This window comes from Brevibacterium yomogidense, from assembly GCF_900163715.1.
GTDB lineage: Bacteria > Actinomycetota > Actinomycetes > Actinomycetales > Brevibacteriaceae > Brevibacterium > Brevibacterium yomogidense_A.
This window is the reverse complement of the sequence record NZ_FWFF01000009.1, coordinates 33,103-54,016: the sequence shown is the minus strand read 5'-3', so window position 1 is coordinate 54,016 and position 20,914 is coordinate 33,103. Positions and strand designations below refer to the sequence as shown.

At 69.5% G+C, this 20,914-nt stretch carries 22 protein-coding genes; 18 read left to right on the top strand and 4 right to left on the bottom strand.

All coding sequences use genetic code 11. The features are described from left to right. The first annotated feature begins 149 nt into the window (after nt 1-149). The 7 genes from FM105_RS06225 to FM105_RS06195 all read left to right on the top strand — a co-directional run bounded on the left by FM105_RS06225 (nt 150) and on the right by FM105_RS06195 (nt 7,541). The gene (locus tag FM105_RS06225; RefSeq protein WP_143275840.1) at nt 150-509 is read left to right on the top strand and encodes a hypothetical protein; all 360 of its coding nucleotides are present in this window, start codon (nt 150-152) and stop codon (nt 507-509) included. Then, a complete protein-coding gene (locus FM105_RS14520) occupies nt 506-1,306 on the top strand; it encodes a hypothetical protein (protein WP_143275839.1) in 801 nt (266 codons plus the stop codon). The genes FM105_RS06225 and FM105_RS14520 overlap by 4 nt, the downstream gene beginning before the upstream one ends. Continuing rightward, nucleotides 1,303-2,949, top strand: a complete 1,647-nt coding sequence (locus tag FM105_RS06215) for a hypothetical protein (protein WP_087006408.1) — start codon at nt 1,303-1,305, stop codon at nt 2,947-2,949. Before FM105_RS14520 ends, FM105_RS06215 begins: the two co-directional genes overlap by 4 nt. 332 nt (nt 2,950-3,281) lie before the next feature. After that, nucleotides 3,282-4,430, top strand: a complete 1,149-nt coding sequence (pdhA, locus tag FM105_RS06210) for a pyruvate dehydrogenase (acetyl-transferring) E1 component subunit alpha (protein WP_087006406.1) — start codon at nt 3,282-3,284, stop codon at nt 4,428-4,430. Nucleotide 4,431: 1 nt separating this feature from the next. Continuing rightward, a complete protein-coding gene (locus FM105_RS06205; RefSeq protein ID WP_087006404.1) occupies nt 4,432-5,409 on the top strand; it encodes an alpha-ketoacid dehydrogenase subunit beta in 978 nt (325 codons plus the stop codon). Between the two features lie 31 nt (nt 5,410-5,440). After that, nucleotides 5,441-6,934 (top strand): dihydrolipoamide acetyltransferase family protein, encoded by a 1,494-nt coding sequence (locus FM105_RS06200; RefSeq protein ID WP_087006401.1) that lies wholly within the window; start codon nt 5,441-5,443, stop codon nt 6,932-6,934. A 193-nt stretch (nt 6,935-7,127) separates the two neighbouring features. Then, nucleotides 7,128-7,541: a Fur family transcriptional regulator gene (locus tag FM105_RS06195; RefSeq protein ID WP_087006399.1), complete on the top strand. Its 414-nt coding sequence runs from the start codon at nt 7,128-7,130 to the stop codon at nt 7,539-7,541. Nucleotides 7,542-7,550: 9 nt separating this feature from the next. Here FM105_RS06195 and FM105_RS06190 read toward each other — a convergent pair whose 3' ends face one another. Next, nucleotides 7,551-8,534, bottom strand: coding sequence for a hypothetical protein (locus FM105_RS06190; protein WP_087006397.1), 984 nt, complete (start codon nt 8,532-8,534; stop codon nt 7,551-7,553). A gap of 527 nt (nt 8,535-9,061) precedes the next feature. Between FM105_RS06190 and rpmB the strand changes: the two genes are divergently transcribed. The 7 genes from rpmB (at nt 9,062) to FM105_RS06155 (ending at nt 15,067) form a co-directional block, all read left to right on the top strand. Then, complete coding sequence (rpmB, locus tag FM105_RS06185) at nt 9,062-9,298, top strand: 50S ribosomal protein L28 (protein ID WP_087006394.1); 237 nt, start codon at nt 9,062-9,064, stop codon at nt 9,296-9,298. Further along, the gene (gene rpmG, locus FM105_RS06180; RefSeq protein ID WP_087006391.1) at nt 9,298-9,465 is read left to right on the top strand and encodes a 50S ribosomal protein L33; all 168 of its coding nucleotides are present in this window, start codon (nt 9,298-9,300) and stop codon (nt 9,463-9,465) included. Before rpmB ends, rpmG begins: the two co-directional genes overlap by 1 nt. 6 nt (nt 9,466-9,471) lie before the next feature. Next, nucleotides 9,472-9,777, top strand: coding sequence for a 30S ribosomal protein S14 (rpsN, locus tag FM105_RS06175; RefSeq protein ID WP_087006388.1), 306 nt, complete (start codon nt 9,472-9,474; stop codon nt 9,775-9,777). A gap of 120 nt (nt 9,778-9,897) precedes the next feature. Further along, on the top strand, nt 9,898-10,182 hold the full coding sequence (locus tag FM105_RS06170; protein ID WP_087006385.1) for an HU family DNA-binding protein: 285 nt from the start codon (nt 9,898-9,900) through the stop codon (nt 10,180-10,182). A 158-nt stretch (nt 10,183-10,340) separates the two neighbouring features. Continuing rightward, nucleotides 10,341-11,192: a nitrilase-related carbon-nitrogen hydrolase gene (locus tag FM105_RS06165; RefSeq protein WP_087006381.1), complete on the top strand. Its 852-nt coding sequence runs from the start codon at nt 10,341-10,343 to the stop codon at nt 11,190-11,192. 20 nt (nt 11,193-11,212) lie between these two features. Continuing rightward, nucleotides 11,213-13,429, top strand: a complete 2,217-nt coding sequence (locus FM105_RS06160; protein WP_087006431.1) for a cytochrome c oxidase assembly protein — start codon at nt 11,213-11,215, stop codon at nt 13,427-13,429. Nucleotides 13,430-13,675: 246 nt separating this feature from the next. Next, on the top strand, nt 13,676-15,067 hold the full coding sequence (locus tag FM105_RS06155) for an MFS transporter (protein WP_087006379.1): 1,392 nt from the start codon (nt 13,676-13,678) through the stop codon (nt 15,065-15,067). Between the two features lie 117 nt (nt 15,068-15,184). On the opposite strand, the gene FM105_RS06150 is transcribed toward FM105_RS06155, so the two are convergent. The 3 genes from FM105_RS06150 to FM105_RS06140 all read right to left on the bottom strand — a co-directional run bounded on the left by FM105_RS06150 (nt 15,185) and on the right by FM105_RS06140 (nt 16,605). Next, nucleotides 15,185-15,652, bottom strand: a complete 468-nt coding sequence (locus FM105_RS06150) for an SRPBCC family protein (RefSeq protein WP_087006376.1) — start codon at nt 15,650-15,652, stop codon at nt 15,185-15,187. Nucleotides 15,653-15,657: 5 nt separating this feature from the next. Further along, a complete protein-coding gene (locus tag FM105_RS06145) occupies nt 15,658-16,008 on the bottom strand; it encodes an ArsR/SmtB family transcription factor (protein ID WP_087006373.1) in 351 nt (116 codons plus the stop codon). Between the two features lie 132 nt (nt 16,009-16,140). Beyond that, complete coding sequence (locus FM105_RS06140) at nt 16,141-16,605, bottom strand: OsmC family protein (RefSeq protein ID WP_179207096.1); 465 nt, start codon at nt 16,603-16,605, stop codon at nt 16,141-16,143. A gap of 229 nt (nt 16,606-16,834) precedes the next feature. Here FM105_RS06140 and FM105_RS06135 point away from each other — a divergent pair, with 229 nt between their 5' ends. From FM105_RS06135 to FM105_RS06120, 4 genes are all read left to right on the top strand, one after another. Then, nucleotides 16,835-17,623, top strand: a complete 789-nt coding sequence (locus FM105_RS06135) for a methionine ABC transporter ATP-binding protein (RefSeq protein WP_087006367.1) — start codon at nt 16,835-16,837, stop codon at nt 17,621-17,623. Nucleotides 17,624-17,636: 13 nt separating this feature from the next. Next, entirely contained in the window at nt 17,637-18,308 is a 672-nt protein-coding gene (locus FM105_RS06130) for a methionine ABC transporter permease (RefSeq protein ID WP_179207095.1), read from the top strand. Between the two features lie 32 nt (nt 18,309-18,340). Beyond that, nucleotides 18,341-19,135 (top strand): MetQ/NlpA family ABC transporter substrate-binding protein, encoded by a 795-nt coding sequence (locus FM105_RS06125; protein WP_087006365.1) that lies wholly within the window; start codon nt 18,341-18,343, stop codon nt 19,133-19,135. Between the two features lie 220 nt (nt 19,136-19,355). After that, nucleotides 19,356-20,912, top strand: a complete 1,557-nt coding sequence (locus FM105_RS06120; protein WP_306298566.1) for a class I adenylate-forming enzyme family protein — start codon at nt 19,356-19,358, stop codon at nt 20,910-20,912. The last annotated feature ends 2 nt before the right edge of the window (nt 20,913-20,914 follow it).

Sequence of the window (20,914 nt, the reverse complement as noted above, 5' to 3'; positions counted from 1 at the left end):
ACGGCTCCCCGCGCGCACGGGTCCCTGGGGACCGGCGCGGCCGCATCCACAGGTCGCGGGCGGAGGTGGTGCACCGAGCCGCACGGGCGAAGGGTGTCAGGAGGCGAGGGGCCGGGCGGCGGAGAGCACGTGAGGGAGAGGTGGGCATCGTGACGGGTATCGAGGGGGCTGCGGCCGCGGTGATCGAGGCGCTCGAGGCGGACAGGGCGGTGTGGGTGGCGCAGGCAGGTGAGATCGGCGCGATCGTCGCTCGCAGTCAGGACGCGCAGCACGTGGAGTGGAGCTCCTCGTCCAGCGGAGCATTCAGGGACGCGCTGGCCGGCTGGGTGCGCGACGGGCACGATCTCATGAGTCTGGCCGACGACGTCATCGTCGCGATGACTGCCCACATTGATGCGCTGCGCGAGGTCGTGGACGCCCTCGCCGCGGCCGCGGCAGCGGGAGGCGAGGGGCCCGGCCTGCCGCTGCCCGGGCTGGGGAATCCCGTCCCCTTCGGAGGTCTCCTGTGAGTCGGACGGATGCGCCGGACGGCAGGCGGGTCTGGTGCGCGGTGAGCGCGCTCGACGTCTTCTCCGCATCCCTGAGCCGCGGTGGAGGCTGGCCCACGGTGCTGCGCCCGGCATCGGTCGCGCAGCGGCTCGATGCCGCAGGCTCTGCTACGGCGGGGTCTGCTGCGGCGGGCTCTGCTGCGGCGGGCTCGGCTGAGGCGACAGCGTCATGCGCGAGGACTGCTTGGCCTCCCTCGGCTGCGGGTGAGAGGCCGGCGCAGGGCGCAGGACTCTGCGACCGCGTGATGGGCTTCGCGGACACGGCGCCGGTGCGCGCGGTCCACTGGTTCCTCGGACCGCGCGGGACGCTCATCGCCGAATCCGCGTGGGGGAGTGCCATCGCCGCGGTCCTCGTCGGCTGGGCACCCCACGACGACGGACGTGCGCAGGGTCGCCACGGAGCAGCAGCCGAGGTCGACGTCGCCGGCAGCCATTCTGCGGAGCGCCGTGCGCCTCTGCCCGGGGCGCTGCTGCTCGGCGTGTTCGACACCGCGGACACCGCGCGCCGCCTCGCAGAGCTCGTACCGGAGCCCGCACATGCTGACCTCGCAGTCGTGGGGCGGTGGGCGCTGCCTGACGGATGCCCTCCCATGCGTGTGCACTCCGTCGTCCATCCGGAGCCTGGAGTGCTGCGACGGGAGCTCGTCACACAGCTGACTGAAGCGTTCGAACGCTCGCAGGAGGGTGCACGGCAGGAGGGTGCGCAGGCCCGTGCCGAGGCCAGCACACGTGCCCGTGTGCAGGACCCGCGCCGATGAGTGCGGGGCCGGCGCAGGATGTCACTGTCACCGGCGGGTCGGGTGGGACGACGGCGCGTCTGGACGACATGCGGGCAGGTGCCGACGTCCTCTCCGCACGCGCCGAGGAGTTCGAAGCGGTGCTCGTGACGCTGGCGCGTGCGGAAGCGGACGCGACGGTCCTCGCGCTCGCCGCGTCGCCCGTGACGGGAGCGGCGCTCGAGGTCGCGTGCGCGCGGTTCTTCGCCCGGTCGGCGGGCGCGGGCCTGCGGATCCGGGGCATCGCCTCAGCGCTTCGGGGATGCGCGGACGCCTATGAATCCGCCGATGCGCTCATCGCGGCCTCCTTCGCCCTCGTGCTCGACACCGCCGCGAACGTGGCGGGACACATGGTGCGCGCTGTCGTGTTCCATCCCGTCACGATGCTCGTCGTCGGGAGTGCGGCGGTGCAGGGGCTCGTGGTCGGCACCGGTGTCGTCCATGTGTGGAATGCGGCGAAGGACGCGGGAGTCCTCGAGCACATCGAGCAGGTCACCGGGATCGACGTCGACGAGGTCGCGGAGCACGGAGCGGAAGCGGTGCTCGGCGTCCTGGCGGACGGTGCCGTGTGGGTGGTGCAGGGTGCAGGAGAGCACTCGGAGCTCACCGGGGCGGCGATGGAGCACGTCCTCCCGGGCTTCGTCGCAGGGTTCGTGGGCGTCCCTCCGGGCCTCGTGTTCACCCCTGCGGACTGGGGTGCGATCCCGCGGGACTCGCAGACGCTGACCGGCTTCGTGCTCGCAGGCCTCTCGCCGTTCGGGTTCTTCGGGGACCAGAGCCTGCTGCCGGATCCGCAGCATCGCCCACCGGTCGACGTGCGCGAGGTCGACGACGGTGACGGTCATGGACGGCCCGGCGGGGCCTCCGCAGGCCACGCGCACGCACCGGGGTCGGTCCGGGCGCTCTGGGAGCGGCAGTGGGCGCAGTCGCGGGGACGGGACAACGGGCGGGTGCGGGTCGAGCAGATCGAGGGCGCGGACGGTCGGAGGAGGCACATCGTCTACGTGCCCGCGACGACGCAGAACACGCTGCGTGCGGGGCGGGAGACCACCGACCACACGACGAACCTCGAAACGGCATCCGGTCGACGCTCCGCACAGCACGAGGTGGTGCGGACCGCCATCGAGGAGGCGGGGGTCGAGCCCGAGGACGAGGTCATGCTCGTCGGCTACTCCCAGGGCGGGCTGGTCGCCGCGTCACTGCTGGCGGATGAGGAGTTCCGTCAGCGCGTCAACGTCACGACCGTGTTCACGGTGGGGTCGCCCGTGTCGGACTTCGCGCCGCCGGACGGGGTGGACATGCTGTCCATCGAGCACGAGCAGGACCTGGTGCCCGACCTCGATGGCGCGCGCAATGCGGATACGGCGGACTGGGCGACGCTCACGGTGGACCTCGACGAGGCGGAGCAGAGGGAGGCGCTCGCCGGGAAGGGGTGGAGCCAGGAGCGGATCGACGCGGCCTTCGACGGGCCCGTCTACGCACACGGGGGCGAGCTCTACGACAACACCCTGACCGGCCTGGAGGAGAGCGGGCACCCGGAGCTCGCGCAGTGGCAGGAGCGCAACAGCCGGTTCTTCGACGGACCGCTGGGGAGCACGCACTCCTTCGAAGGCACGCGACCGTGAGCATCACCGTCACGCGACCGTGAGCATCGCGTGCCCATGGCACTCTGACCTGCGAATACTTGGACATAAAAGTATGACGTCAGAGTGATTGTGGGCGATCGCAGGTGGTCGCTGAGGGGGCTGTTCGGAACCTCTAACGCGGAATGCGCGGCCGTACGTTGGGAAGCACGACAGGAGAACGACTCAGGTTGGCACGGCTCACGCGCTCAGGTATCGTAAATCCCACGATGTGAAACGCATCACGACAGGAGTGCCCACACAACCGTGGACACTCCACCATCCGAGCGCTGTACCCACACCCGGGAGCAGCGTCCAGGAGAGGAGAAGGAACGATGACGTCCGAGATTTCAGCGGGAGCGCGTGCGAAGAGGCAGGCGGGACCGCACATGATTCAGATGCTCACCCCGGAGGGGGAGCGTGTCAGCTCAGGCGAATACGACGTGTTCGCGGCTGAACTCGACACGCAGGACCTCTTCGGCTTCTACCGCGACATGGTGCTGGTGCGCCGCGTCGACGCGGAGGGCCAGGCACTGCAGCGCCAGGGCCAGCTGGGCCTGTGGGCGCCGCTGCTGGGCCAGGAGGCCGCGCAGATCGGCCTGGGCCGCGCGCTGCGGAAGCAGGATTTCGTCTTCCCGACGTACCGCGAGCACGGCGTCGCATGGACGCGCGGGATCGACCCCACGGAACTGCTGGGCATCTTCCGGGGCCAGAGCCACGGCGGGTGGGACCCGCAGGCCAACCGCTTCCACACCTACACGATCGTGATCGGCTCCCAGGTCCTCCACGCGGCCGGCTACGGCATGGGGATCCAGATGGACGGCGACGTGGGCACCGGTGACATCGATCGCGATTCGATCGCAGTCGCCTGCTTCGGCGATGGTGCGAGCTCGCAGGGCGACGTCTCGGAGGGCCTCACGTTCGCCGGCGCGTTCAACGCCCCGGTCCTCTTCTACTGCCAGAACAACCAGTGGGCGATCTCCGAGCCCACCTCCATCCAGACTCCGACCCCCCTGTACCAGCGGGGCAAGGGCTTCGGTATCCCGGGCATCCGCGTCGACGGCAACGATGTGCTGGCGACCTACGCGGTGGCGCGCGCCAGCGCGGACTCGATCCGCGCGGGCAACGGGCCGCTCCTCATCGAGGCCTTCACGTACCGCATGGGTGCGCACACGACGGCCGACGATCCCTCGAAGTACCGCAGCGATGCGGAGACGGAGGCGTGGGCGGCGAAGGACCCGATCGTGCGGCTGCGCCGCTACCTCGAGAACCAGGGCGTGACCGCGGACGAATTCGCGGCGGTCGACGCGGAAGCAGATCAGATGGCCGCCCGCATCCGCGCCGCGTGCGTCGAGATGGCGCCGCCTCCGCCCGCAGAGATGTGGACGCACGTCTACAGCGAGCCCCACGCACTGGTCGATGAGGAGCGCGACGCCTACCTCGCCTACCTCGACTCCTTCGCCGACGTGGAGGAGCACGCCTGATATGACGAGCACCATGCCTCTGTCGAAGGCGATCACAGCGGGACTGCGCAAGGCGATGGAGGATGACCCCAAGGTCGTGCTCATCGGCGAGGACATCGGGAAGCTCGGCGGCGTGTTCCGCGTGACCGAGGGCCTGCAGAAGGACTTCGGCGAGCAGCGGGTCATCGACGCGCCGCTCGCGGAGTCCGGAATCGTCGGCACGTCCATCGGAATGGCGATCCGCGGCTTCCGTCCCGTGATCGAGATCCAGTTCGACGCCTTCATCTTCCCGGCCTACGACCAGATCGTCACCCAGGTCGCGAAGCTCCACGCCCGCACCGGCGGCAACGAGAAGATCCCCGTGGTCATCCGTGTCCCGTACGGCGGCGGGATCGGTTCCCCCGAACACCACTCCGAGAGCCCGGAAGCGGTCTTCGCGCACCATGCGGGCCTGCGGGTCATCTCCCCGTCGACGGCCCACGACGCGTACTGGATGATCCAGGACGCGATCCGCAGCGACGACCCGGTGATGTTCTTCGAGCCCAAGCGCCGGTACTGGATGAAGGGCGACGTCGACACGGACGAGCGCGGTGCCGCGACGCACTCCGCTCAGGTCGTGCGCGAGGGCACCGACCTCACACTCGTGTCCTACGGACCGCTCGTCCCCACCGCTCTGGATGTCGCGAATGCGAAGGCCGACGAGGGTGCGAACGTCGAGGTCATCGACCTCCGCAGCCTCAGCCCGATCGACTTCGACACCGTCGAGCAGTCGGTGAAGCGCACCGGTCGGCTGGTCGTCGCCCATGAGGCCCCGGTGTTCCTGGGGCTGGGCGCTGAGCTCGCCGCGCGCATCACTGAACGCAGCTTCTACCACCTCGAGGCCCCGGTCCTGCGGGTCGGCGGGTTCCACACTCCCTATCCGCCGTCGAAGCTCGAAGAGCACTACCTGCCCGACCTCGACCGCATCCTCGACGCCGTCGACCGGTCGCTCGCCTACTGAGCCCGGTCGACCGAGTCTCCGAAAGGACACCATGTCTGACGTCTTCCTCCTCCCCGATCCGGGAGAGGGACTCACTGAAGCCGACATCGTCTCGTGGAAGGTCGCCGCAGGCGACGCGGTGACGGTCAACCAGATCCTCGTCGAGATCGAGACTGCGAAGTCACTCGTCGAGCTCCCCAGCCCCCACGCGGGCACGATCGGCGCCTTGCTCGTCGACGAGGGCGAGACGGTCGCGGTGGGTACGCCCATCGTCCGCTTCGGCCCGGTGGGCGGGGAGGACCCTGCCCCGGCCACCACCTCGGGCGCGGAGGCATCCGCCGCCGAGGCCGCTCCCGCCGAGCCGTCCGAGGAATCCTCGGGCGCCACACTCGTGGGCTACGGGGCAGTCGCCTCGTCGTCCCGGCGCCGCCCGCGCAAGGCGGCGGCCGGCGGTGCAGCCGCACCGTCCGCGCCCGCCCCGTCCGGGAGTCCGGCGACCGGTGGCGCGGCCCCTGCCGCGCCCGCGGCCGCCGTCCCGCCGCCCGATGACTTCTCTTCCGCCGCGGGGGGTGCGCCACAGGCCGGGGGCGACAGCCGGCCGATGGCGAAGCCGCCCGTGCGGAAGCTCGCGAAGGAGCACGGCGTCGACCTGGCGGCCGTGACACCCACCGGGGCGCGCGGCGAGGTCACACGGTCCGACCTCCTCGCGCACCTCGAATCCGGCGGTTCCGCAGGCACGTCGACAGCCGGTGGCGCCGCAGTCGGTGCCGCTGCAGTCGGTGCCACCGCCGGCGCAGCGGCGGCCGGAGCCGCAGCGGCGAGCGTCGGGGCGGGTGCCTCGGCGGCGAACGCGTCGCGCGAGGAGCGCGTCCCCGTCAAGGGCGTGAAGAAGGCCATGGCCAACGCGATGGTCACCTCCGCGTTCACCTCACCGCACGTGACGATCGGCGTGGACGTCGACGTCACCGGCATGATGGATCTGGTGCGCCGTCTCAAGGCCGATCGTGCGCTGGGCGACGACGTGCGGGTCTCCCCGCTCCTGATCATCGCGAAGGCGGTGACCCGGGCGGCGATCATGTACCCCTACATGAACGCCCGCATGGACGGTGACGAGGTGACGCTGCGCCACTACGTGAACCTCGGCATCGCCGCGGCCACGGACCGCGGTCTGATCGTGCCGAACATCAAGGATGCGGACGCGATGGGGCTGGCGGATCTGGGCCGCGGCATCGGCGAGCTCGTGGAGGTCGCCCGGTCGGGGAAGACCCCACCGGCAGCGCAGTCCGGCGGGACGATCACCATCACGAACGTGGGTGTGTTCGGCGTGGACTGGGGCACTCCGATCATCAATCCGGGCGAGAGCGCGATCGTCGCCGCGGGACGAGTGCAGAAGAAGCCCTGGGTCGTCGGGGATGCCATCGTGCCGCGCGAGGTCATGACGCTGACGGTCTCCGCGGACCACCGCGTGGTCGACGGCGAGACCATCTCGAAGTTCCTCCGGGACGTCGCCGATGTGCTCGAGGATCCCGTGCGCCTCATCTTCTGACGCGGTGCCCCGTGCGGGGCACCGGCAGGACGCAGATGCGCATCTCTGTGCTGCACAGAGCGCGGGCCGGTGACGCGGGCCGGAAGCGCTGTTATCCTGCCGAGCAGGCGGTTGCGACGGATTCGGGCCGCTCTTCGACGGTTTCGGGCCGTGTGACGAAAGGGTAGGGGTGTCGCCTCATCAGAACGCGCCGATGCGCCGGCGGAGGCGATCCGCTCAGCGTGATTCGCTGGTCGCGATCATGGATCGTGATCGCCGGCTCATCTCTGCGCAGGAGCTGCACACGAATCTTCGCGCCGCAGGCGCAGAGATCTCACTCGCGACCGTCTACCGCCACCTGCTGAGCCTCAGCGAGAAGGGCGAGATCCACACGGTCCACGGTCGCGACGGCGAGGCACTGTACCGACGCTGCGGCGATCGCCTCCACCACCACCTGCGGTGCCACGGCTGCGGGCGGACGGAGGAGATCACGGCGCAGGTGGAGCAGGACGCGATGCTCTCGGCCGCCGCAGACGCGGGCTACGACGACGTGCAGTTCACGATCGAGCTCGCGGGCCGCTGCGCCGTCTGCCGGTCATGCGGCGACCAGGGGCATCGGGACGCCTGACGAGACGACTCAGTCGTTGAGTGCGGTCGTCCCGTCCGGGCCCTCGGACGTCGAGAGCTTCTTCGCGAAGCAGTTGTCGCGGTCCAGGCCCAGGTTCGTGCAGGTCGCGAGTGCCTCGTCGGGACTGTCGTAGGGCTCCGCGAGGACGGTGACCCAGAAGTCCGCGAGCCGGAAGCTGCTCCAGTCGCCGCTCCACAGGAGGATCGCCTCCGGATGCCGCCTCTGGTTCTCCTCGAACTCCTCCAGGATCGCCTGGTCGTCCCACGTGCGTCCGTTGGCCTCGAGCCCCGGCTTCTTGGCGCTCAGCTGCACGACCCACTGATCGGCGAGCTGCTCCTCTGCGACACGGGTCCCGTCGGTCACGTGCGCGCTCAGCTGCTCGTCCGCCGTCGCGGGAGCGCCTCCCGTGTCGTCGGGTGCGGGGCTGTCCGCGGCCGAGGAGGAGCCCGGGGATTCGATGTCGGTCGCCTGGATGCCGCGGTCCGGTCCGAGGAACGCGACTCCCAGCCCGATCCCCAGCGCGAGGACCGCCAGCGTCGCGATCACGCCGATGAGGACGGGGCCGGTGCGTCTCCGGCGGACGCCGTGGTCTCCCGGGGCAGCGGCGGAGGTCCGCCCGGCTGCGGTGCCGCCCGCGGATGCGGAGGCGGCGCCGGGAGCCGCAGGGGCGGGGCCCGCAGTGGGCCGCTTCGTGGGGCGGGGAGGGACGGCGCCGTGGGTGACCGGGGCCTCGGCGGGGGCGCCCTGTGCCCGGGCGGGGTGCGATGGGACGGAGCCCGACCCGGACGGGCCGTGCGGGGGGCCCTGCTGTGCGGGGAGTTCCGCGGAATGGCGCGCGATGTATTCGTAGTAGGTGGACCGGTCGTGCGCTGCGGAACCGCCGGCACCGGGTGCGTCTGCTCCTCCCGTGCGCGGCCCCGAATACTCGTGCTCGAAGCTGTGGGCCTTGCGGATCCGCGGACGGGGCGAAGAGGGTGGCTCCGGGGAGCTCATCGGGCCCCGAGCGTTCGGTGCCCGACCCTCACGGGGTCTGGCAGGAGATGCATGCTGTCACTCTTGCACGCGAGGGCGGGTGCGGCAACACCGACCGCAGGCACGCGAGTACGGGTGGGCGGACGCGACCGGCGGGGAGCGCTCCAGCGCGACTTGCCGCACGAGGGCCCGCTCGCATAGGATTGTGGACTGTTGTGAACGCGGCGCGTCGTCCTGCACGATTCGCCGCACGTGCTCATTGAGCGCTGCACGTATGCTAGGCCCTCTCTCACAGGCTTCGGCTACAGCGCTGGTGAGACATCACGTGCCCCGTCACTCGACGAGGCGCGTACGCACACCCGCACCGGGTGTCTGCATATCACCGCTCGCGGTTCCAGAGGCGTGTGCCCGCACACGCAGGAGCTGCACCCGGTGGAATCTGTGCTGATGTCTGCGAAGGATGCAGGCAGACGATCGGATCAGCGCGTGTCCGCACGTGGGATGCCGGTCGGTGCTTCACCGCCGCCAACTGTGAACTGGAGGAAGTCATGGCAGCAACCTGCCAGGTGACCGGGGCCGTCCCCGGTTTCGGACACAACGTGTCCCACTCGAACCGACGCACCAAGCGTCGCTTCGACCCGAACATTCAGAAGAAGCGCTACTACGTGCCGTCTCTGCGCCGCAACATCACGCTGAACGTGTCCACCAAGGGCATCAAGCTGATCGACGCGCGCGGGATCGACGCTGTCGTGAGCGACCTCATCTCGAAGGGAGTGAAGCTCTGATGGCAAAGGCCCAGGACATTCGCCCCATCATCAAGCTGAAGTCGACTGCCGGCACCGGGTTCACCTACGTGACCCGTAAGAACCGCCGCAACAACCCGGACCGCATCGTGCTCAAGAAGTACGACCCCGTGGTCCGCAAGCACGTCGATTTCCGAGAGGAGCGCTGAGCGCACATGGCTAAGAAGTCCAAGATCGCACGCGAGAAGCAGCGTCAGGTCATCGTGGAGCGCTACGCCGAGCGCCGCGCCACGCTGAAGCGCCAGCTGGTCAGCCCGGACAGCACCGATGATCAGCGCGAAGAGGCCCGTCTGGGCCTGCAGAAGCTGCCCCGCGACGCGTCGCCGGTCCGCCTCCGCAACCGCGACCAGGTCGACGGCCGCCCGCGCGGTCACCTCCGCAAGTTCGGCCTGTCGCGCGTGCGCTTCCGCGACATGGCGCACAAGGGCCAGCTGCCCGGTGTGACGAAGTCCAGCTGGTGATCTCCTGAGGATCCGCGTGCCGGATCCTCTGAACGGGGGTCGACGTCTGGTAGTTTCGGACCAGTCGTAACCCGAACACAGCACTGAAGCAGTACTCCAGTCCTGAAGGAGGACACATCCATGGCTAAGAACCGCAGCGAACTGGTTGCAGAGGTCGCAGAGAAGTCCGGTCTGACCCAGAAGCAGGTCTCCGACGTGCTCGACGGCGTCTTCGAGTCCTTCACTGAGGCTGTCTCCAGCGGCGAGAAGCTCACCATCCCGGGCTGGCTGTCCGTCGAGCGCACCGAGCGTGCAGCTCGCAAGGGCCGCAACCCGCAGACCGGTGCCGAGATCGAGATCCCGGCAGGCTACTCCGTGAAGCTGTCCGCCGGTTCGAAGCTCAAGGCTGCTGCCGGCACCAAGTGACACGAGTGCGCTCACGCGCATGATCGCCGAAGGGCGGTCGGGATCCTCCGGGACCCGGCCGCCCTTCTGCATTCAGCCGGCCCTTCGCATTCAGCCGGCACTCTGCGACCACCTGCCCGCGTTCGCCCGCGGTCATCCCGCGGCGATACCCTGGGGCCATGCGCATCTCTGGAATCCAGCTGGGTTACGACGACCACGAAACGCTCGCAGACCGCGTCGTGAGGGCCGCGGACCTGGTCCGCACTCAGCATTCGTCCGACCTCATCGTCCTGCCCGAGCTGTGGCCGTCCTCCGGCTTCGGCTACCGCAGCTGGGGCCCCGCCGCCCAGACCCTGGACGGCCCGATCGTCACAGCCATGCGCGCTGCGGCACGGGACACCGGCGCCCACCTCCACATGGGCTCCCTCATCGAGGGGACTCCCGAGGCCCTCGAACGGCTCGCCTCCGTCGACCACGATGTGAAGCGCCTGCCCGAGCTGCCCGACGGCGAGCGCGGCCTGTGGAACACCTCGGTGCTCATCGACCCGGCAGGGGAGATCATCTCCGTCTACCGCAAGATCCACCGGTTCGGCTTCGGCAACGGTGAGCCCAAGCTGCTCGAGGCCGGTGAGGACATCGTCACCGCGCCGATCGAGGTCGACGGGCGGACCGTGACGCTGGGTCTCGCGACGTGCTACGACCTCCGCTTCCCCGAACAGTTCCGCGCGCTCCTCGATGCAGGTGCAGAGGTGTTCGTCGTCCCCGCGGCCTGGCCCGCGCCGCGCGTCGATCACTGGAGCCTCCTCGCCCGTGCGCGCGCCGCAGAGGACTTCTGCGCGATGGTCGCTGTGAACACCGCCGGCTTCCACGCGAAGACCCAGATGGGCGGGCACTCGGTGATCCTCGACGCGTCCGCGAGCGTCCTCGCGGAGGCCGGACCAGACGAATCGATCATCACCGCGGACATCGACATCGAAGCGATCCACTCCCGCCGGACGTCGTTCCCCGCGCTGGGCGACCGACGGCTGTGACGGAGGGTGTGCGGAATGCGGTGAGTGCGTCGGCCAAGGCGACCCCGGCGACCCGCGGCGACGCGACCACGGGGATCGAACCCCAGGTCCGGATCGCCGCGGTCCCGCTGTTCGTCCTGATCGGCGCTCTCGCGGGCTCGATCGGACTCATCGCGACGGGAGCGGCAGCGCCGACGGTGCTCGCGGACTCCGGCCCGCTGGGCCGGTGGGGCCTGCCGATCGCCGAGTTCGTCTTCAACTCCGCGATGGCGCTGACCATCGGCTCCCTCCTGCTGGCCGTCGTCGTGTTCCCACGCACCACCGGACGCAAATCCTCCCGCATCGACCCCGAATGGAATCGTCTGCTGGGCGTCGCCCAGGTGGCCTCGGCGGTCTGGACCCTCTCGTCCGTCGCCGTCCTCGTGCTGACCTATGTCGACACCGCGGGTGCTCAGGCGTTCCAGGGGGAGTTCTCCGGTCAGCTGTGGTCCTTCATCACGGAGATCGACCTGGGCCGCGTCTGGCTGGCGATCGTCGGCCTCATCGCCGTGGGCTCCATGCTGGTGTTCGGCCTGCGCTCGTTCGCCGGAGTGGCAGCGGCTCTCGTCGTGTCCGCGCTGCCGATCCTGCTGCTGTCGATCCTCGGCCACTCCGCAGAGGCCGATGGGCACATCGAGGCGGTCGGCAGCCTCTCGATCCACCTGGTCGGCGTGGTGATCTGGCTGGGCGGCCTCCTGTCGCTCGCGCTCATCGCACCCGGTCTCACGCGTCGTGCGGACCTCGGCTCGATCGTCGCCCGCTACTCGACGATCGCGCTCATCGCCTACGCGCTGGTGATGTACTCGGGACTCACGAACGCGCTGCTGCGCGTGGGCGGGATCGACGACTGGCTGACACCGTACGGGCTGGTGCTCGTCACCAAGCTGGCGCTCACGATCCTGCTCGGCTTCGCCGGATGGTCCCATCGCCGCGCGGTGATCGGGCGACTGCCCGGCGCCGTCCCCGCGCCGACCGCGCCCCGTACCGGGTCCGACGCACCCGCCGCGAACCGCGAGGGAGCAGCGAGCCGTGCGGGAGCAGCGAGCCGTGCGACGGCCTCGGGCGCGGCACTGCTGTTCTGGCGACTGGTGCTGGGAGAGATCGTCCTCTTCGGTGCGGCGACCGCGCTGGGCGTGGTCCTGTCGCGGACCGCGCCGCCCGTCCCGGACGAGCCGCCCGCCGAGCCGACTGCGTTCCAGATCCTGTCCGGCGAGACTCTGCCACCGGAGCCCACGGCCGCCCGGTACTTCACGGAGTGGCTCTTCGACCCGATCTGGGTCGTCATCACGGTGGGCGCGGCGGTGCTCTACCTGCTCGCGGTCAAGCGGCTGCGCGATCGCGGTGACTCCTGGCCGATCCACCGGACGATCTGCTGGCTGCTGGGGCTCGCGGTCCTCTTCTACGTGACCTGCGGCGGCGCGTCGGTCTACGGCCGCGTGCTGTTCTCCGCCCACATGCTCCAGCACATGGCACTGGTCATGATCGCGCCGATCCCCCTGGTGCTCGGGGCGCCGGTCACCCTGCTCATGCGCGGACTCGCGCCTCGTCGGGACGGATCGCGGGGCGTGCGCGAATGGGTGCTCGCGATCGTCCACTCGCGCTATGCGAGGTTCTTCTCGCATCCGATCGTCGCGGCGATCAACTTCGCGGGCTCGCTCATCGTCTTCTACTACTCCGGCATCATGTGGTACGCGCTCGACACCCACATCGGGCACGAGCTCATGATCCTGCACTTCCTGGCGGCGGGGTACTTCTTCGCGCAGTCGATCATCGGCGTCGACCCGGGGGTGAACCGCTATCCGTACCCGGTACGGCTGCTGGTCCTGCTCGTCACGATGGCCTTCCACGCCTTCTTCGGCATCTCGATCATGTCCTCGACGGCACTCATCGCCGGCGACTGGTACGGGAACGTGGGCCACGGATGGGTCAGCGCGATCGAGGATCAGGCGCGCGGCGGAGAGATCGCGTGGGGGATCGGCGAGTTCCCCACACTGGGGCTCGCGATCATCATGGCGGTGGAATGGTTCAAGTCGTCGACCCGCGAGGCGAAGCGCAGCGATCGCGCGGAGGACAGGTCCGGCGATGCGGAGCTGGAGGCGTACAACGCGATGCTCGCCGAGCTCGCCGCGGCGAACGAGGTGCCCTCGAAGGGGAACGGGGAGCGCTCGACGGACCGCCCTCGATCGCCGCAGGCAGGGAACCCTCCCGCAGAGGACTAGGGTCTCCCCGCACAGACGGCATCTGCAGGATCGCAGGGCAGGGGCTGACACGTCTCTGGGAGTGTCGCTTGAATCCTTGCGCTGCGGGACGCATGCTGGGTGACGTACGGCACACGAGCGGGCGACGCTGCCTGCCCGTGCGCTCCGCATCGGCCGTCGGTGCGCTCCGGTGGATCCAGGCGACGTGGTCGGGATCGCAGACCGGTCGGCACGCACACGACGGCCGCCGTCCCCATGGGAGCCCGCATGTCCACCCATCCAGGTGAGACGCCATCCACCAAGAAGTCGAAGACGAGGCAGCTGCAGCAGGTCGTCGCGGCTTCGATGGCTGGAACGGTCGTCGAATGGTACGAGTTCTTCCTCTACGCCTCCGCCGCGACGCTGGTCTTCAACCACATCCTCTTCCCGCAGTCGGACAACCCGTTCGACGCGGTGCTGCTGGCCTTCGGGTCCTACGCGGTCGGCTTCATCGCACGGCCCGTGGGCGGCATCGTCTTCGGCCACTTCGGTGACAAGTACGGTCGCAAGGCCCTCCTCCAGTTCTCGATCATCCTGGTGGGCGTGTCGACCTTCCTCATGGGCTGCCTGCCCACGTTCGATCAGATCGGCTATGCCGCGCCGGTCATCCTCGTGCTGCTGCGTCTGATCCAGGGATTCGCAGTCGGCGGTGAGTGGGGCGGCGCCGTCCTGCTGGTCGCTGAGCACTCGCCGGCGAAGGACCGCGGGTTCTGGGCCTCCTGGCCCCAGTCCGGCGTGCCCCTGGGCAATCTGCTGGCGACGGGCGTCCTCTTCGTGCTCACCGCGGTCCTGTCCAGCGAGGCGTTCCTGTCATGGGGCTGGAGGGTCGCCTTCTGGCTGTCTGCCGTCATCGTCATCATCGGCTGGTACATCCGCACCCGCGTGAGCGATGCCCCGATCTTCCAGGAGGCGCACCAGGAGATCCATGAGGAGGACGCGGGCTACGGCGTCATCGAGGTCTTCAAGCGCTACCCCCGCGGCGTGTTCGCAGCGATGGGCCTGCGCCTGGTGGAGAACATCCACTACTACCTCGTCGTCACGTTCTCCATCACGTACCTGTCGATCCAGGTGGGCATCGAGAATGCGGAGATCCTGGGCCTCCTCCTGGGCGCCCACGCGCTCCACGCGATCATGGTGCCGTTCATCGGCAAGCTCACCGACATCGTCGGCCGGAAGCCGCCGTACCTGATCGGCATCCTGCTGACGGCGACCTGGGGCTTCTTCGCCTTCCCGCTGTACGACACGGGCGACGGGCTGATGATCTTCATCGGCATCCTCGCGGGCCTGATCTTCCACGGGTTCATGTACGCGCCCCAGCCCGCGATCATGTCGGAGATGTTCCCCACCCGCATGCGCTACTCCGGAGTGTCGCTGGGCTACCAGGTCACGGCGATCGTGGCCGGTTCGTTCGCCCCGATCATCGCGACCGCTCTGCTCAGCGCAACGGGTTCGTCGATCCCGATCGCCATCTACCTGGCCGTCGCCGCTGCGATCTCGCTGGTCGCGCTGTACTTCACGAAGGAGACCCGCGGCGTCGACCTCATGGACGTCGACCGGGTGGACTCCGAATCCCGTGCCGCCCGTCGTCACGGGAAGCTCGAGGAGCACCCGGGCAGGTGATCCTGCGGCAGTGACGGCACGAGATGCCGTCAGTGACGGCAGAGGTGCCGGACACACGCCGAGGCGCCAGTCACCCGTGGAGGTGACCGGCGCCTCGGCGTGTGTCCGGCGCTGTACTCAGCCCGGCAGTTCACCGCGGAGGTGCCGGTCCAGGTTGGTGAGCGCCTCGTCCCAGCCGTCGTGGACGAAGCCGTCACCGGGGTGCCCCGCGATCCCGCGCAGGTGGAGGACGAGCTCCGTCTGCTCGCCCTGCGGGCTGAAGGTGAGTGTGATGACGGGAGCGCTCTCCACGGGCGTGTCCGGCTCGCCCCACGTGAAGACGAGCCGGTCCTGGGGGAGGACCTCGAGGAACTCGCCGCCGGTCGGGAACTGCTCACCGGTCTCGTCGTTCGTCATCGTGTAGCGATAGCGGCCGCCCGCGCGGACGTCGAACGCCACGGAATCGGTCGTGACCCCGAACGGACCCAGCCACTGGGCGAGTTCGGATTCGTCGGTCCACGACCTCCAGACGAGGTCTCGTGGTGCGTCGAGGGTGCGGGTGATCGAGAATTCGGGGATCTGATCGGTGCTGTCTGCGGTGGTCATCGTGCTCACTCCTGAACATCGTCGTTCGTTCTCGCTGTCATCGCCTCGAGGTGGTGCTCGAGTGCGTCGAGGCGAAGATTCCAGTCGCGGCGCTGCTCCTCGACCCATGCCGCGGCGTCGCCGAGCGGCTGGGCCTCCAGCGACAGCGTCCGCCACTGGGCCTTCACCGTGCGCGTGACGAGACCCGCGCGCTCGAGCACCTTGAGGTGCTGTGAGATCGCAGGCGCACTCATGTCGAACGGTTCGGCCACCTCGCCCACCGTGGCCGGTCCCTGTGCCAGGCGACTGAGGATCTCCCGGCGTGTGGGATCGGCGAGTGCGGCGAAGATGAGGCTGAGGCGGTCTGTGGCTGCCATTGAAGCAACTCCTTTATGAAGGAATACCTTAACTGTAGACCCGGTCGAGGTCGGGGTCAAGGGGTGATCGTCTGTGGCGGCGGTGGGTGGCACTGGGCGGCACTGGGCGGCACTCGGCGGCCCTGGGCGGCCCTAGGCGGAGGAGTCGGGGGAGTCGGGGGAGTGCGGCTCTGCCACGACCGTCGCCGTGCCCCGGCCGCTGAGCAGCTTCGAGATGGGGCACCGCGCGTGCGCGGCGGCGGCGAGCCGGTCCGCGGACTCCGGATCGGCGCCGGCGAAGGACACGAAGGCCGTCGGGGTGAAGGCGAACCCGGGTCCGGAGGCATCCTCGTGCAGGGTGACCTCGACCCGGACCGTCACATCGCGACCTGGTGCGACGATGCGGGCGCTCCCGGAGAGGCAGGTCGCCCACGCGAGGGCCAGGAGCTCTTCGGGATTCGAGGGGTGGTCTCCCGGCTCCGGCGATTCCGGCGGCGGGCTGAGGAGGGGCGAGCGCACCGCGACGCGCCACCCGGTGTCCGTCACGCTCTCGCCGTCAGAGCCGGTCCGGTTGACCGCGGTCGCGGTGTACAGCACGGGCTGCGGGTCCTCGGTCATTCGACGTCCTCTCCCCGGCCGCAGCTCTGCGTGTGAGGCGGCAGGTCCGTCCATCGAGGGTGTGCGCAAGCTAATACCCGCACCCCCTCCACGGTGGTCACGACCACCATAGACTGCTGGGGTTGCCATGAAGATCCAAGGGAATTCACACGCGCCCTGAAGCCGGTCTTCCTGCGTGCCGCCCCGTGCGGGCACGCAGCCCCGCGAGCACGCTGGAGAACCCCGCCCCATGTCCGACCGCCCCGCACCGCCCGGCACGAGCTCGGCAGACGAGCGTGCGCCTGCCGCGAGCAGCCCTGCAGTGGACCTGCGCGGTGTCACGAAGCGATTCGGCTCAGTCACCGCACTCGATGACGTGACGCTCGCGATCGAGCGGCAGGAGATCTTCGGAGTGCTGGGTGAGAGCGGGGCGGGGAAGTCCACGCTGCTGGAGCTGCTGGGAGCGCTCGCCCATCCGACGGACGGCACTGTGCTGCTGGACGGGGTGGACCCGTCGACGCTGTCCCCGCGGCAGCTCAACCGGCTGCGGCACGGGATCGGCACCGTCTTCCAAGGCTTCAACCTGCTGGGCAATCGCACGGTCCGACAGAACATGGAGCTGCCGCTCACGATCCAGCGGCGCAGCGATCCGGAGCTGCTCGCCTCACTGCTCGCCTTCGTCGGGCTCGAGCACCGCGGCGACCACTATCCGGCGCAGCTGTCCGGTGGGGAGAAGCAGCGCGTCGCGATCGCCCGTGCACTGGCCACGCGGCCCTCCGTGCTCCTGGCCGACGAACCGACCTCCGCCCTCGACACCTCGACGACGGCGGACATCCTCACGCTCCTGCGCAGCGCGCGCGACGAGTACGGCACCACCATCGTCGTGGTCACCCACGAGCTCGACGTGGCGAAGGCGATCTGCGATCGTGCGGCGGTCTTCGAGCGGGGGAGGCTGCGCGAGACGCTGACGGTGAACAGTCGACGGCGAGACGCGGACGGCAGCTACCTGGAGCACGCGCGGAAGGCGCTCACGGAATGACGGAGGTGCGCGCGTGAACGAGATCCTCGACGTCTTCGCGGAATCCGGCGACAAGATCGTCGAGGCGCTCGTGGAGACGGGGTACATGGTGCTCGCCGCCATCGTCGCCGCAGTGCTGCTCGGTCTGCCGCTGGGCACCCTCATCTTCCTGACCCGGCGCGGCGGCCTCGTCGAGAACCGTCCCGTCTGGATCGCGGCGGAGCTCTACGTCACCATCGTGCGGTCCTTCCCGTTCCTGCTGTTCGTCGTCTTCATGATCCCGGTGACGCGGATGGTGTTCGGGACGACCTTCGGAACGACCGCAGCCTCCTTCCCCCTGGCCTTCGTCGCGATCGCCATCTACGCGCGCCTGGTCGAGCAGATCCTGCTGGAGCTGCCCAGCGGCATCCTCACTGCGGCCCGGTCCATGGGGGCGAACATCTGGCAGACGGTGACGAAGTTCCTCTACGTCGAGGCTCGCTCCGGACTGGTGTACGCGCTCACATCCGCGACGATCAGCTTCGTCTCCTACTCGACAGTCCTGGGTGTGGTCGGCGGTGGCGGGATCGGCGACTTCGCGCTGCGCTACGGCTACCAGGAGTACCAGTTCACCCTCATGTACACGGCGATCGTCCTCACGATCGCCGCCGTCCTGGTCCTGCAGACGGCAGGCCACCTGATCTCCCGCGCTCTTGACAAGCGATGACCGACCACCGCACTCACGAAGGAAATGACACCATGACCCGTCGCACGCTCCTGCCCGCCGCAGCGCTGACCGCTGCCGCACTCACCCTGTCCGCCTGCGGTGCGGACGGAGGGGGCGGCACGACGACCCTCCAGGTCGCCGCAGCCACCCCGCCGATGACGGATGTCGTCGAGGCGGCTGCTGAGGCGATCGGCGACGGCTTTGAGATCGAGATGATCGAGGTCGCCGACTACGTGCAGCCCAACGCGATGCTCGAGGCCGGGGAGATCGACGCGAACTTCGTCCAGCACGTGCCCTTCATGGAGGAGTTCAACGAGGGCAACGACGCGTCGCTCGTCGGTGTGCAGCCGGTCTATCTCACGGCCGTCGCGTTCTACTCGCAGGAGCTCGACTCGATCGAGGAGCTGCCCGACGGGGGGCACGTCACCCTCCCGGCGGACAGCTCGAACCTGGGCCGCGCTCTGCAGATGCTGGCGGAGGAGGAGATCGTCACCCTGGATCCCGCAGCCGAAAGGTTCGAGGCCGGCATGGACGACATCACGGAGAACCCGCGCGATCTGGAGTTCGTCCAGGTTGAGCTGCTCCAGGCGAACGCCGCCTACGAGGAGTCGGACGCGGTGTTCAACCTGCCCGCCTTCGCGAATCAGATCGACCTGAGCCCGTTCGAGGACGGTCTGACCTTCGAGGAGGACCAGCAGTTCGCGGTGACGCTCGTGTCCCGTGAGGACAACCAGGACTCCCCGGAGGTCGCCGCGCTCAAGGAGGCCTTCACGAGCGAGCAGGTGGTGGCGGTCCTCGAGGAGTTCGAGAACACCCCGGCGTTCTGAGCCGGTGGGATGCGCGTATCCCACCCTCTGAAGGACAGCTGAGGGACAGCTGAGGCGGCTCCTGAGGCGCCGCGTGACGGACTGCACCCTGCTGTGTCCGTCAGGCTCCCTAGACTGGGCGGTGTCCGTGCGGCACCAGACGCACCCGCACGGCTCACCACCCGGCCCGGTGGCGAAGTCCATCCGGGACGGTCGACGATGAGGGGGTCCGCTCGTGCCGATGACGCAGGCGATGCTGGAGACGGCCGCGCAGCATCCCGACCGGCCGGCGATCGTCGGTGAAGGCGAGAGCCTCACGTACCGCGAACTCATCGCCGACTCCTCTCGCCTCTTCGCCGTCGTCGACGGCCTCCACCGTGCACAGGCTGATCCGCCGGCACCCGCCGCGGAGACCCGCGGGATCCCGATCGCGGCCATCAGCGCGGAATCGGCGTTCGCGACCGCCCGCTTCGTCGTGGGACTCGCGGGGTTCCGGGCGGTGTCCGCGACGATCGACCCGCGCTGGCCGCTCGAGCACCGCGTCGACGTCGTCCTCACGACGGGGATCGGCCTGGTCGTCACGGACACCGACGATCTGGCACCCGCATTGGCACAGCGCGGGTGGACGGGGACCGTGATCGGCCTCGACGACTTCACCCGCAGCATCGACGGGCTGCGCGGGGCCCCGACCGGACCGCCCCTGGAGCGGCCTGCGGTCCGCGACGGGGACGAGGCGTTCCTCATGCTCTTCTCCTCCGGCACGACGAGCAACCCGAAGGCGTTCCTCAAGACCCGCGACCAGTACCGGGCGAACGCGGCGGTCTCCACCGCGCACCTCGAGCCGTTCGCAGGCGTCGCGACGCTGGCCCCCGGGCCGGTCTCCTACAGCCTCACCCTCTATGCGGTCGTCGAATGCATGGCCACGGGCGGCAGCGTGCATGTCGCCGATGGGTTCGACCCGCTCGCCCTCGCCCATCGCATCGACGACGAGGCGATCACCCGCGTCGTCGTCGTGCCGGCCGTGGTCCGCGCCCTGACAGACGCGGCCCGCCGCGCTCCCGAACGCTTCGCGCGCCTCGACCTGGTCGTGACCGGCGGGGCGAACCTGCCCGCGTCGATCCGCGCAGGCCTCGCCGACGTGCTGCCCCACGTGAGGCTCATCAGCTACTACGGCGCCGCAGAGATCGGCTTCATCGGCGACAGCCGGGACGGCGACGGGACGCTCATCAGCATCTACGACGGCATCGGCGCACAGATCCGGGAGGAGTCCGGGGACCTGGCACCCGACGGGGAGATCGGCACTCTCTGGATCCTCGCGGCGGCATGCTCCGCGGGCTACCTCGCGGGCACGACCGACGAGGTACTGGTGGGCCCGGACGGCTGGGCGACCGTCCACGACCAGGGCCGGATCGTCGACGGACGGCTGGAGCTCGTGGGCAGAGCCGGGGACATCGCGATCACCGGCGGGCACAAGGTCGCCCTGCCCGAGGTCGAACGCGCCTTCGACGACCTCGTCGGCCTGAGAGACGTGTGCGCTGTGCCTCTGCCGGATCCCGCGCTGGGCACTGTGGTCGCGCTGGTCATCGAGGCCGGGGCCGGTGAGGGGCCGGCGGGCTCTTCGGCGACAGCTGCTCTGACGAAGGACGTCCTGCGCGAGCACGCCCAGGAGCGTCTCGCGCCCCAGTACGTGCCGCGGCGCTGGTTCCGGGTCGATGCGCTTCCCCGCACCGTGGGCGGCAAGATCCGCAGACCGGCGACGCGAGACCTCGTGCTCGAGGGGAAGGCGGAACGGCTGTGACG